This window comes from Bacillus nitratireducens, assembly GCF_001884135.1.
Lineage (GTDB): Bacteria > Bacillota > Bacilli > Bacillales > Bacillaceae_G > Bacillus_A > Bacillus_A nitratireducens.
On the sequence record NZ_MAOC01000008.1, the window covers coordinates 115,940 to 128,447 of the forward strand.

The window sequence follows — 12,508 nt, forward strand, 5'->3', positions numbered from 1 at the left end:
GAGATTTCCATATGGAAATCTCCTATTTTTTACTTAATGATTTGCCTGCAACTCGTTCAAATAAACCTGGGAATAATGCGTAGAGCTTTGGCCCCATTCCCATCCACTTCGGCAAGTTCACTTCACGTTTTTTCGTTTGCATCGCCTTTACGATTTGTTCTGCTACATATGTTGGTTTTAACATGTAACGTCCCATATTTTTTACGTATGTACCTGATTGATCGGCTATTTCAAAAAAGTTCGTATCTATCGGTCCTGGATTAATTGCTGTTACAAAAACATTTGTATTAGATAACTCCATGCGTAAACTATTCGTAAATCCTAATACAGCGTGTTTTGTTGCTGCATAAGCACTCGACTTCGGAGTTGCAATTTTTCCAGCTAATGAAGCAATGTTAATAATTTGCCCTTCGTTCTTTTTTACCATATAAGGTAATACCGCTTTCGTACAAGCTACTAATCCAAATACGTTTACTTGAAACATATCCTTTACTTCATCCATTGATGCATCTTCAAACGTTTTAAAAATACCAAATCCCGCATTGTTTACCAATATATCAATACGTCCTACTTCTTGTAATACCTTTGAAAAAACAGATTGTACTTTCGTTTCTTCACTTACATCTAATACATAGTAATAGCAAGGCGTATTATAAGTTGCTTTAATTTTGTCTGCTAATGCTTGTAGCTTCTCTTCTGTTCGAGCCATTAATACCGGCGTCGCCCCTTGCTCCGCAACCTGCATTGCAACTTGCTCCCCAATTCCACTAGAAGCACCTGTAATGACGATTACCTTTTCTTGTAAACGTCCAGTCATTGCTGTCACCTACTTTGCATAATAAATCCATTGTTGTGAAGATTCATCAATCATCACTTGTTGATTATATGCTAAAAAGTCTAATTGTCCAACAGTTTCTGAGATAGTAAGTGGCAATTGCTCTTTATATAATACCGGAAATAATTTTACACATACTTCAAATGCTGTCATTGGCTTTTCCTTTAATAGCTCCAGCACTTTAAAAGCTCGTGTCTCTTGCTTTTGTAATCTTGTTTCAATAAGTTGTTTCACATTCAGAACATCTTCCCCATGCCCGGATAAAATACGTGAAATATTCATTTCACTTAAACGTTTTAACGTTTGATTGTACTGCAATAAAGGACGCGCTCTTTCTGTTTGACCTTCATATGGTGGTTCTAATATTGGATTTGAAGAAATATGACTAATGAGAGCATCCCCACCAATTAATATTCCATCTGATTCTCTATATAATGAAATATGAGTGGAAGCATGACCTGGGGTTTCAATCACTGTAAATCCAGGTAACGAATCTATACGATCTCCCTCTCTCACAGTATGTGTTAACGACCTATTACAAGAATATTTAAGTGTCTTCGTCGTCAATAACGCCTCACCATTCAAAAATGCTGCTGGAACGCCGAACTGCAAGGCCGTCTCTTTAAAAAATTCATGATACCTCTTTAAAAATTCGGCATTCTGCGTGATCCACGGTTCATTCCAAGGATGTCCAATAATCTTTGTTTTTTCAGAAAATGTATTTAAAAGTCCACAATGATCCGCATGGTGATGCGTAATCACTACTGTTTTAATATCTTCTATCTTATACCCTAATGCACCTAATTGACTTTCTAGTGCCTGCTTTGCTTCTTCTGTATTTGTCCCTGTATCAATTAACGTTAATGTTTCTCCCTCAACTAAAAACACGTTCACTGTCTCAACTGCAAATGGAACAGGAATCTCCATTCGATGAATCGCCGTCATGCTTAGCCCCCCTGTCTTTTTCCGGTTCAAAAATGAATACCTCTTCAGTTTACAACTTCCCTATAAATTTGTCATTATTTTCAGATAAAAAGAGGTGTTTTCCGTAAAAAAACGAATGTATGTACATTTATAAGCATTTCTAACCAAATTTAAAGGAGGAACATCATGTCTATTCAAAACATTTCCTTTCTCGGTGCAGGCTCTATTGCCGAAGCGATTATTGGTGGTTTATTAAACGCAAATGTTGTTAAAGGGGAACATATTACTGTAAGTAATCGTTCTAACGAGACCAGATTACAGGAGTTACATACAAAATACGGTGTTAAAGGTACACATAATAAAAAGGAATTACTTGCTGATGCAAATATTCTTTTTCTAGCTATGAAGCCAAAAGATGTCGCAGAAGCGATGATTCCTCTTAAAGAATACATACATAATGACTTGCTTATTATTTCGTTATTAGCAGGTGTTTCTACTCATTCAATTAGAAACCTACTTCAAAAAGACGTTCCGATTATTCGTGCAATGCCAAATACATCTGCGGCCATTTTAAAATCCGCTACCGCTATCTCACCTTCAGAACACACAACGGAGGAACATATTCGCATTGCAACATCGTTATTTGAAACGATTGGTCTCGTCTCTGTTGTAGAAGAAGAAGATATGCATGCTGTCACTGCATTATCCGGGAGTGGACCAGCTTATATTTATTACGTAGTAGAGGCGATGGAAGAGGCCGCAAAAAAAATTGGTTTAAAGGAAGATGTCGCAAAATCACTTATTCTTCAGACGATGATTGGCGCTGCTGAAATGCTAAAAGCAAGCGAAAAACATCCTTCTATTTTGCGAAAAGAAATTACTTCTCCTGGTGGAACAACTGAAGCAGGTATTGAAGTGTTACAGGAGCATGATTTTCAACAAACATTAATTTCCTGTATTACACAAGCAACGAAACGATCACACGATCTCGGAAAAACATTAGAAAAAATAGCAAAAGAAAAATAAAAAACGGAGCTCAACTTTATTTGAGCTCCGTTTTTACTTTAATCATATGATATGCTTTTATTTATTACTCTTACCAAAAATCTCTTCTTGCAAACGACGACCTGTCGGTGTTGCTGCAAGTCCACCTTCTGCTGTTTCACGAAGTGCTACTGGCATCGATTGTCCAATTCTAAACATCGCCTCAATGACTTCATCACATGGAATTGTACTAGTTACACCAGCTAATGATAAATCAGCTGAAATCATGGCATTCGCAGCTCCTGCTGCATTACGTTTTACACAAGGTACTTCTACAAGCCCTGCAACAGGATCACATACTAAACCAAGCATATTCTTTAATGAAATCGCCATCGCTGTAGCTGCTTGATCTTGTGTTCCACCAGCCATCTCAACTGCTGCCGCTGCTGCCATTCCACTTGCTGAACCTACTTCAGCTTGGCAACCTCCAGCCGCGCCGGAAATACAAGCATTATTCGCAACAACCATACCGAAAGCTCCTGCTGTAAATAAAAATTCAATCATTTCTTCGCGTGTCGGCTGTAATTTTTCTCGCAGTGCAAACAGTACACCTGGCACTGTTCCAGCAGATCCTGCTGTTGGTGTTGCACAAATGATTCCCATCGCCGCATTTACTTCATTTGTTGCGACAGCTTTACTCACTGCGTCCAAAATCGTATCTCCAGATAAGCCTTTTCCACTCTGCCTATACGCTTGGACTTTCACAGCATCCCCGCCAGTTAAACCAGTTGGTGATTTTACACCACGAATACCGCGTTCTACTGCTTGTTCCATCACGACTAAGTTCTTTTCCATTCCAGCAATTACTTCTTCACGTGTGATACTTCTTGTTTCCATTTCACATTGAATCATAATTTCTGCGATTTTTACATTTTGCTCTTTAGCTTGCGCCACTAGTTCCGCTGCGTTCCGAAACATGGTGTGTCCCCCCTGCAATTAATCCATAATAGTTACTTGACAAATATTTTGTTGCCCATTTATTTCCGCGATTACTTCATCTGCTAATAATTCATCTGTTTCAATGACCATAAGCGCTCTTCTTCCTTTTTCTTTACGAGAAACACTCATTGTACTAATGTTAATCTCGTGTTTTGCAAGGATTGAAGCTACAGCTGCGATAGCACCGAAGCGATCGTTATTTACAATAAGTAGCGCTGGACTCGTTCCTGATAGTTGAAGATCGAATCCATTTAATTCTACAACTTCGATTTTACCACCACCGATTGAACAAGCAACAACTTCAATTTCCTCTTCTCCTTTATACAGACGAATTTTCGCTGTATTTGGATGAGGAGCATTTGCATCTTCCTCAATGAATTCCACTTCAATTCCGCGTTCTTTTGCTATGTCTAGCGCCTCTGGAATACGTAAGTCATCTGTTTCAAATCCTAATATTCCACCGATTAGCGCTACATCCGTACCATGTCCTCGATACGTCTTTGCAAATGATCCATATAATGAAATGCTTACTCTTTCTGGTTCATGACGAAACAGCTGGCGAGCAACTTGCCCCATTCTTGCTGCGCCTGCTGTATGTGAACTTGATGGACCAATCATAACTGGACCAATAATATCAAATACTGAGCGATACTTCATCATAACTCCCCCTAAACCTCTATGAAAAATTTTTTTACTATTCTATTAAGCTACCGAATCGGTTGCTGTTCCAGTCATACCACGAATTTGTTCCGCTGTACGAATTGGATAGTTTTTGAATAACAGTGAAGCAATATATCCTGAAATAATACCAGTTATCATAATAAATAAGAAACTTAGCATTACCTTCATTTAAAAATAATATAAGATAATCCACAATAAAGTCTGGTAGCAATCCAAAGTTTAACACAGAACCCCTTACAAGCATAGCATAAACAAGTGAAACTCCCATTGCTTTCATACCTTTTGGTGTTTTAAAGCTAAAAAGTGAAAAAAGACTTAGTACAAATAATAGTAATATCCTTCCTATTATAATTTCCATGTTGCTCTCTCACGATTTAGTCAACTTCACTTGTTACGACAAATGGCTAAAACGCATGTAGCCTACACTTAAATTATAATCTGCCCTCATTATAGCTTGTTTTTAATAAAACGCTTACTTTTAATGAATTTTAAAAGTTCTGAATAACAATCTGTTTTTGCTATTTGTACCACTCGTATGTCGTCTGACTTATATAACAGTTTTTCTAAACAATCGGTCTTATGTATTTTTATCCTATCTCTTCACATCATTAAAACTTTCTGTTTCATCCAATATAAACATAAAATGATAACAGTTTTATTTTAAAATTTTTTTAGAAATAAAAAAATGGCAACCTTTCGTCACCATTTTTTTACGCCATTATTATCTTTCTACTGGAAATGTTTTCAAGTCCGTAGCTATTTCTGTATTAGAAAATAGCTCTCTTGCCTCTTTCCATAATTCCTTATATGTATCTCCTTGATAACGAGAACTAATATGAGTCAATATTAAGCGTTTTGCATTTGCCTGTAGTGCAATACTCGCAGCTTGCTTAGATGTGGAATGAAAATAATCGTACGCTTGTTGTTCATCTTCTGCCGCAAAAGTTGCCTCATGAACAAGTACGTCAGCGTCTTGTGCCAGCTCTCTACTCGCTTCACAATATCTTGTATCACCTAAAATAGTAATGATTCTTCCCTTTTGAGGCGGACCAATAAAGTCTTTTCCATTTAGTATCGTACCATTTTCTAATTCAACTACTTCTCCATCTTTTAAACGTTTAAAGAGTGGACCGGGTTTCACACCCATCTCCAGCAGCTTATCGACTAAAAGAGCACCTTGTATATCTTTCTCTACAATACGATATCCGAAACATTCGATTCCATGTGATAACCTTTTTGTTTCTACATAGAATTCATTATCCTCAAACACAGTACCTTCTTCCGTTATCTCAACGATTTCAAGTGGATATTTCACATGTGTCGTACTTACTGATAATGCTACTTCAATAAATTGTTTAATTCCTTTTGGTCCGTACACCGTTAACGTTGTTGTTCCACCTTGAAACGAACGACTTCCTAATAAACCAGGCAACCCAAAAATATGATCGCCATGTAAATGCGTAATAAATATTTTTTCAATGCGTCTTGGGCGCACAGATGTATGTAAAATTTGATGCTGAGTCGCTTCACCACAGTCAAATAACCAAGTCTGTCCTCGTTCTTCTAACAATTGCAAAGCAATTGCTGAAACGTTCCTTCCTTTCGAAGGAACACCTGCACCAGTTCCTAAAAATACAAATTCCACTTTCTTTCCTCCAGCTCTTTATATAATCTATCTCTCATCTTACGGAATGTTATTTCAAATGGCAAATTGAATATGCATAACCAATCATCTAGACAACTATATAACACGAACATTACACTTAAAAAACTTAGCAATCGTTCGTGTTTTATGTTAAAATGATTATACTACATTTTAAGGGAGCGTTTTATTATGAAAGAAGCATTTCGTTTACAAACTGATTTTTCATCTTCATTTGATCGCTGGGTAAGTTCTTTCGTGTCTGACCACCCAGCACAATTAGAATGGACGACTTTGAAAGAATTAATCCATGAATATACAACAACACATACAAATGATTCGTTACCAACATATATTTCTTCAGCTTTAACATATTACGCACAACGCGTTTCAACAACAAACAGTTCAGAAATTGTTATTTTTGAAAATGATACAATCTCATAATCTATAATAAAAAGCACTGTAATCAGTGCTTTTTATTTATATCCATACCTTTTGTTTTAACTTGGCATGAACCCGAAAAAGGATTTGACCGCTTCTAAGCATGGTTGAATTCTCTCTTCCATCTAAAAAAGAAAAGTTAAATCCATGACACCTTCTACATAAACTTATTCTCTAATTTTTGTTGAAACGACTTTTCTTGCTTACGCAATAATTGGCTACCTCGTTGTAAAAGTGGCGTTCCATACTTATCATTAATTTGATCAATGACAGCAAGTAGCGGCTCTTCTTTCGCATCTTTTTCAAATGAAAACAAATCTAATTGTTTCACCGATTCTGTTTTCCACTCTATTTCAGTAGCCGTAACACCTAACAGGCGAACAGAATCACCATCCCAATGTTGCTTCCATAAACGTGATGCCGCTTGAAAAATATCACGTTCTTCCCAAATTGCATTTTTCAATTGCTTACTCCGTGTAACCGTCCGCCTATCATGGTATTTAATCATAATTTGAATGTTATAACTAACAAGCGTTCGTTTTTGTAGCCTTTTGCTTACTGATTTCGATAATCTGTCTAACATATCAAGTAATTCTTTTTCTTCGTCCATATCCTTTGAAAAAGTCATCGAATTACCAACGCTTTTATGCTGTCCTATTTGATCCGGATCAACTTCCCTATCATCCATACCTTTTGCCCGCTGTTGTAAATCAACACCGTGCTTTCCAATTTTAGCGCGAATGATATGTTCGTTTCCTTTTGCTAACTGCTCAATTGTTTGTATATGAATATCATTTAATTTTTCAGCTGTTTTTTCTCCAATTCCATGCATTGCTCCAACTGGAAGTGGCCAAATCATTTCTGGAATATCTCGTTTTCGAAGCACGGTAATACCGAGAGGTTTTTTCATATCAGAAGCTGTTTTTGCTAGGAAAAGGTTTGGAGCAATTCCGATGCTACACGGAAGCTGTAACTCTGTTAATAACGCCCCTTGAATCATCTTCGCTATTTCAAGGGGCGTACCGAGCGCATAGCAATCTGTAATATCTAAATACCCTTCATCTATAGAAACCGGTTGTATTTTTTCTGTAAAACGGGAAAGAATTTGAAACATTTGAAATGAAGCTTCTCGATATAATGTAAAATTAGGACGCCTCACAACTAATTGCGGACATAATCGCTTTGCTTCCCATAAGGGCATCGTCGTACGTATTCCATATTCTCTCGCCTCATAACTACATGTTATGATAATCCCTTTTCGCTCTTTTTCATTCCCGGCAATCGCTAATGGCTTTCCTTGTAATGATGGGTCATGAGCAATTTCAACAGATGCGAAAAAACAATTCATATCTACATGTAAAATAACACGACCATTTTTCGGATACATTTCTCGCATACTACTCACCCCTCAAAGAACATTTGTTCTTTCATTATATCAAATTTCTTTACACGTTATAATAATTATTGGCTTTTCTCTATCTATTTTTTGTTATACTGTATGTAACAAATGGATATTATTGTAAAGGAGATGAATCGTTATGAAACAACATAATAAACTCAATTATGTATTTATTATTATTATAGTAATCCTTGCAATTAATTATTTGTTACTTCCCCTTTTTAACATTAACATTTACGCTTTAGGAATCTTCTCTCATTTCATACGTTTTACAACAACTTATGTACTTCCGTGGGTCTTCTTATATTGGCTTATCCGCCTTGTGAAAGCAATTGAATCAAAATAAAAAAAGACGTGTAAACCATAATTGGTTCACACGTCTTTTTTATTACTTACTTCGCTACTTCTTCAATAATAGCTACAACTAATTCTGCTGTTTTCGCTAATTCTTCAACAGGAATTTTTTCATTTGTTGTATGAATCTCTTCATAACCAACTGCTAAGTTAACTGTTGGGATACCGTGTCCTGCGATTACGTTCGCATCACTTCCGCCACCACTTTGGTGAAGAGAAGGTGTACGGCCAATGCTTTCAGCAGCGCGTTTCGCAACTTCTACAACGTGATCTCCATCAGCAAACTTAAAACCTGGGTACATAACATTTACTTCAACGTCTGCATGACCACCCATTTCTTTTGCAGTTGTTTCAAATGCTTCTTTCATTTTTGCAACTTGTACTTCCATTTTCTCATTGATTAAAGAACGAGCTTCTGCAAAAATTTGAACATGATCGCAAACGATATTTGTTTGTGTGCCACCTTCAAAACGCCCAATATTTGCAGTTGTTTCAGAATCAATACGACCAAGTGGCATCTTTGCAATTGCTTTTGCTGCAATAGTAATTGCAGATACACCCTTTTCTGGTGCTACGCCAGCGTGCGCTGTTTTCCCACGAATAATCGCATTCACTTTCGCTTGTGTTGGCGCTGCAACTACGATTTCACCAACTTTTCCATCGCTATCTAATGCATAACCATATTTCGCTGTAATGCGCTCGCGATCCAACGCTTTTGCACCAATAAGACCCGATTCTTCTCCAACTGTAATAATAAACTCAATTTTACCATGAGGGATGTTTTTTTCTTTTAAAACACGAATTGCTTCAAACATAGATGCTAAACCAGCTTTATCATCCGCTCCTAAAATAGTAGTCCCATCTGATACGACATATCCATCTTTAATAGAAGGCTTAATTCCATTACCAGGAACTACTGTATCCATATGAGAAGTGAAATAAATTGTATCAACACCGTCTTTTGTTGCTGGTAAAGTACAAATTAAGTTACCTGCACCATGACCAGTCACGCCCATCGTGTCATCCTCAAATACTTCTACACCTAAAGCAGTAAATTTCTCTGTTAACACTTTGCAAATTTCTGCTTCAAATTTTGTTTCAGAATCTACTTGTACTAACTCCATGAATTCATTTACTAAACGTTCTTGATTAATCATAAGACTGCGCCTCCTGCACTACCATTATGTATGTAACAATATTAATTATAACAGAATTTCGCAAAAGTTTCGAAATACAAGACAAAAAACAGATGGTTCATACATCTAGATACCCATCTGCCTTCTATTACTCGTTTAACAACACCCAGCGCATATGATCTTCCCAAACACCATTAACCATTAGCATTTTTCGAGATACACCTTCATATTGAAATCCTATTTTCGTCACTACTTGTATAGATGCTAAATTACGCGGCATGATCGGTGCTTCTATACGATGTAAATGAAATTCTTTAAAGGTAACTTGAATTGCTTTTCTAAGCGCTTCTGTTGTGTAACCTTTATTCAATTCTTCCTTATCTAATTTATAGCCAAGTACACAAGATTGATAAATTCCGCGAACAATTAGATTAAATGAAATGCATCCAATAATTTTTGTATCATCACCCTTTTTAAAAATCCACAGCCTGATGATCTTACCTTCCGCGAACTCTTTTCTGTCCTTTTGTAACTTTTTCTTTTGGTAATCTAACGTAAAAAAATCATCCGGTCTATACTCTTCCCACGCTTTTAAAAAATCACGATTTTTGTCGTAATATTGAAGAACTTTTTCCGCATACGACTCATCAATTTCCCTTAAATGTAAACGCTCTGTTTCGTATATTTTCATCATCGTATCTCCATTCTTCATGCTTGCATAACAAAAACTAATAATCTACCTTTTAACATATTCTCTACGTATGCTCAAATTTCCTGTTATATTTTGCACCCCCTTCCCGAATTTTGTCCTTTCTCTCCCCTTGTCCACAATTTCATTTCTCGTTACAATGAAATTGTACTGATTTGCAAGGAGGTTTAACGATGCATAAAAAAGCTCAAAAAATTATGGTTTATATAATGCTAATTTCTATGCTTGTAACAACACTACTTACTGGCGCAAGTATGTTTTGGTAAAAAGGACGATTCACTCGTCCTTTTTTTACTGTTTACACATACAAAATAGACCATCTCGAAATCGAGATAGTCTATCTTCTAATGAATATTTTATTTTATATATAGTACAACTGCTACAATACTAAAGGAAAAAGCCATTACAAGCGCTATTACAAAGCTTGTATATTGTTTCTGCTGAAATGCCCCAATAACAAAAGTAAGATTGAGTAATGCCATAAATACAATCGCTACAACGTAAGAACATATATTAAAAGTTGCCAATATGAATGTAATAACAAATAGAAAACCCACAAAAAACTGCATATAAGAAATTCTCGGATTCAAGTACATATGAGCAACCCCTTTACCTATTTTTATCCCGCATTAACGGGCAGTAAGACTCCCACCTCAAAATTTGGCTAGGGCAAAGCAGTTAGGCGAGAGATCAACTGCCCGTAAATGCCCGATTGGTTCAACTAATAATCAGCGGGTAATAACCTCCCACTGATTAAAGTTTCACTTTATCTTTCTATATTTTCATTAACGCATGGTTATGTACACATGTCAAGACAACTTATAATAAAAGAAAAAGCCAACTTTTGTGTCGGCTTTTTCATATGCAATGGCTCCTTTTTCTTTTGCCAATTGCTGAAATGATTTTTTCGATTTCACAATCCATACTTTCGTTCCAATTGGAATACGATCAAATAAATACTCCACATCGTTTTTCTTCATTCTTATACATCCTTGTGAAATATACTTTCCAATTGAACTAGGTTGGTTTGTTCCATGTATTCCATATTTACTCCCATCTGTTCCTCGTGCATTAAATCCAATCCACCTTGACCCAAGTGGATTTTTCGGTGATCCACCTGGAATATCCTTCGCAATATAATACGGATCCTTTGCTTTCATTACAATATCAAAAGTTCCCTCTGGGGTTAATTCATTCGTTTTTCCTGTCGCTACTGGAAAAACCTTTTGGATTTTCCCATCGTCAATATAAGCTAACTTATTCGTCGCTTTATTTACAATAATAAAAGGATCTCCGGTACGCGGATTATCACCAAGAGGCCAGATCGGTGATAAAGAAAGACATAATATGAAAGAGAGAAGATACGGCATATGTAATTCCTACCTTCTATATAAGTTCTTTTATATTATCCTTTCCCTTAAAGCGACTTTTAATGAGTAAATATTGCTCCATTTCATACACAAGTTGAACAAGTTTCGCACGTATCTCAAATTCTTCACGTGTAACTGGCAATGGCATGTCTCTAAATAATTCTCGCATTTCTTGAAGTTGTCTTAACGAAATGACCCCTGTACTTTCAGGACGAATAGAGTTCCCTATATTTTCAATTACATCTGCAATCATATCGGCTTGTTCATACGTCCAAGATAGTGACGCAGCTAATGGTATCATGCGCTCCAAAATTTCAAATTGTTGCATGCGCATATCAAAATAACGATAATAATAGTCATCTTCACGCATAAACTCATTCTCAAGTTTTTTAAATGATAAATCTTTTGCTTCTTTCAGCATCCTTTCTGTTTCAATTAATTCGGCTCCACTCCAATTACTATCTCGATTTCGTAAATAAACGACCATTTCAAACAAAATTGTTCTGAAATACTCTTCTATTTTTTCTTGATACTCTTTCAGTTTATTCTCACTGCTTGGCATGTACATGTTTACTAATAAAGCGACGCTAATTCCAATCGTTAGTATAGCAATTTCATTACCAACTATAGACCATGTAATTTGCTTTAATGAATACAGATGCATAACAATAACCGAACTCGTGACAATGCCTTCTTGAATTTTGCACATAACTGCAGTCGGAATAAAGGTAAGTAGTAATACACTAATCGCAAGTGGTGTATAACCAATCGTTTCAAAAATACAAAACGCAAATACCATTGATAATACACAAGCTAAAAAACGGTGCAACGATACTTGAACGGATTTTCGTTTCGTATTTTGCACGCATAATATAACTAAAATACCCGCTGAACTATAAAATTCTAACCCTAATAACTGAGCAATAAAAACTGCGGCGCCTGTCCCTATTGCTGTTTTTACTGTACGGTATCCAATTCTGAACATAGCATTGCTCCTATATGTATAAACGTATTTACAGTTAGTATAAAAAAAG

The 12,508-nt window shown here is 36.2% G+C and carries 16 protein-coding genes; 4 read left to right on the forward strand and 12 right to left on the reverse strand.

Annotation, left to right across the window (positions count from 1 at the left end):
• Positions 1–22: 22 nt before the first annotated feature.
• Positions 23–817 (reverse strand): SDR family oxidoreductase, encoded by a 795-nt coding sequence (locus BAU23_RS03700; RefSeq protein ID WP_000147785.1) that lies wholly within the window; start codon positions 815–817, stop codon positions 23–25.
• A gap of 9 nt (positions 818–826) precedes the next feature.
• Positions 827–1,780: an MBL fold metallo-hydrolase gene (locus tag BAU23_RS03705; protein ID WP_000125113.1), complete on the reverse strand. Its 954-nt coding sequence runs from the start codon at positions 1,778–1,780 to the stop codon at positions 827–829.
• A 165-nt stretch (positions 1,781–1,945) separates the two neighbouring features.
• On the opposite strand from BAU23_RS03705, the gene proI reads away from it, so the two are divergent.
• Complete coding sequence (gene proI, locus BAU23_RS03710; RefSeq protein WP_000027281.1) at positions 1,946–2,785, forward strand: pyrroline-5-carboxylate reductase ProI; 840 nt, start codon at positions 1,946–1,948, stop codon at positions 2,783–2,785.
• A gap of 57 nt (positions 2,786–2,842) precedes the next feature.
• Here the strand turns inward: proI and sdaAA are convergent, their stop codons facing one another.
• From sdaAA to rnz, 4 genes are all read right to left on the reverse strand, one after another.
• The gene (gene sdaAA / locus BAU23_RS03715; protein WP_000489468.1) at positions 2,843–3,721 is read right to left on the reverse strand and encodes an L-serine ammonia-lyase, iron-sulfur-dependent, subunit alpha; all 879 of its coding nucleotides are present in this window, start codon (positions 3,719–3,721) and stop codon (positions 2,843–2,845) included.
• A gap of 18 nt (positions 3,722–3,739) precedes the next feature.
• Complete coding sequence (sdaAB, locus tag BAU23_RS03720) at positions 3,740–4,399, reverse strand: L-serine ammonia-lyase, iron-sulfur-dependent subunit beta (protein WP_000877440.1); 660 nt, start codon at positions 4,397–4,399, stop codon at positions 3,740–3,742.
• Positions 4,400–4,444: 45 nt separating this feature from the next.
• Positions 4,445–4,582: a hypothetical protein gene (locus BAU23_RS30880; protein WP_321198006.1), complete on the reverse strand. Its 138-nt coding sequence runs from the start codon at positions 4,580–4,582 to the stop codon at positions 4,445–4,447.
• A 562-nt stretch (positions 4,583–5,144) separates the two neighbouring features.
• Positions 5,145–6,068: a ribonuclease Z gene (rnz, locus tag BAU23_RS03730; protein ID WP_000397461.1), complete on the reverse strand. Its 924-nt coding sequence runs from the start codon at positions 6,066–6,068 to the stop codon at positions 5,145–5,147.
• Between the two features lie 189 nt (positions 6,069–6,257).
• On the opposite strand from rnz, the gene BAU23_RS03735 reads away from it, so the two are divergent.
• A complete protein-coding gene (locus BAU23_RS03735; RefSeq protein WP_000656496.1) occupies positions 6,258–6,509 on the forward strand; it encodes a DUF3932 family protein in 252 nt (83 codons plus the stop codon).
• Between the two features lie 154 nt (positions 6,510–6,663).
• Here the strand turns inward: BAU23_RS03735 and BAU23_RS03740 are convergent, their stop codons facing one another.
• Positions 6,664–7,902 (reverse strand): DNA polymerase IV, encoded by a 1,239-nt coding sequence (locus BAU23_RS03740; protein ID WP_001208846.1) that lies wholly within the window; start codon positions 7,900–7,902, stop codon positions 6,664–6,666.
• Between the two features lie 142 nt (positions 7,903–8,044).
• Between BAU23_RS03740 and BAU23_RS03745 the strand changes: the two genes are divergently transcribed.
• Positions 8,045–8,251, forward strand: coding sequence for a hypothetical protein (locus BAU23_RS03745; RefSeq protein ID WP_000809197.1), 207 nt, complete (start codon positions 8,045–8,047; stop codon positions 8,249–8,251).
• Between the two features lie 46 nt (positions 8,252–8,297).
• Here BAU23_RS03745 and BAU23_RS03750 read toward each other — a convergent pair whose 3' ends face one another.
• Positions 8,298–9,416, reverse strand: coding sequence for a tripeptidase T (locus BAU23_RS03750; protein WP_000609797.1), 1,119 nt, complete (start codon positions 9,414–9,416; stop codon positions 8,298–8,300).
• A gap of 127 nt (positions 9,417–9,543) precedes the next feature.
• On the reverse strand, positions 9,544–10,089 hold the full coding sequence (locus BAU23_RS03755) for a GNAT family N-acetyltransferase (protein ID WP_033656621.1): 546 nt from the start codon (positions 10,087–10,089) through the stop codon (positions 9,544–9,546).
• A 188-nt stretch (positions 10,090–10,277) separates the two neighbouring features.
• Here BAU23_RS03755 and prli42 point away from each other — a divergent pair, with 188 nt between their 5' ends.
• Positions 10,278–10,370, forward strand: coding sequence for a stressosome-associated protein Prli42 (prli42, locus tag BAU23_RS30095; protein WP_000549036.1), 93 nt, complete (start codon positions 10,278–10,280; stop codon positions 10,368–10,370).
• Positions 10,371–10,460: 90 nt separating this feature from the next.
• On the opposite strand, the gene BAU23_RS03760 is transcribed toward prli42, so the two are convergent.
• The 3 genes from BAU23_RS03760 to BAU23_RS03770 all read right to left on the reverse strand — a co-directional run bounded on the left by BAU23_RS03760 (position 10,461) and on the right by BAU23_RS03770 (position 12,459).
• Positions 10,461–10,700, reverse strand: coding sequence for a DUF3894 domain-containing protein (locus tag BAU23_RS03760; RefSeq protein WP_000281171.1), 240 nt, complete (start codon positions 10,698–10,700; stop codon positions 10,461–10,463).
• Positions 10,701–10,913: 213 nt separating this feature from the next.
• Entirely contained in the window at positions 10,914–11,474 is a 561-nt protein-coding gene (locus tag BAU23_RS03765; RefSeq protein WP_001146552.1) for a L,D-transpeptidase, read from the reverse strand.
• Positions 11,475–11,490: 16 nt separating this feature from the next.
• Positions 11,491–12,459, reverse strand: a complete 969-nt coding sequence (locus tag BAU23_RS03770; protein WP_071733536.1) for an aromatic acid exporter family protein — start codon at positions 12,457–12,459, stop codon at positions 11,491–11,493.
• Positions 12,460–12,508 lie beyond the last annotated feature (49 nt).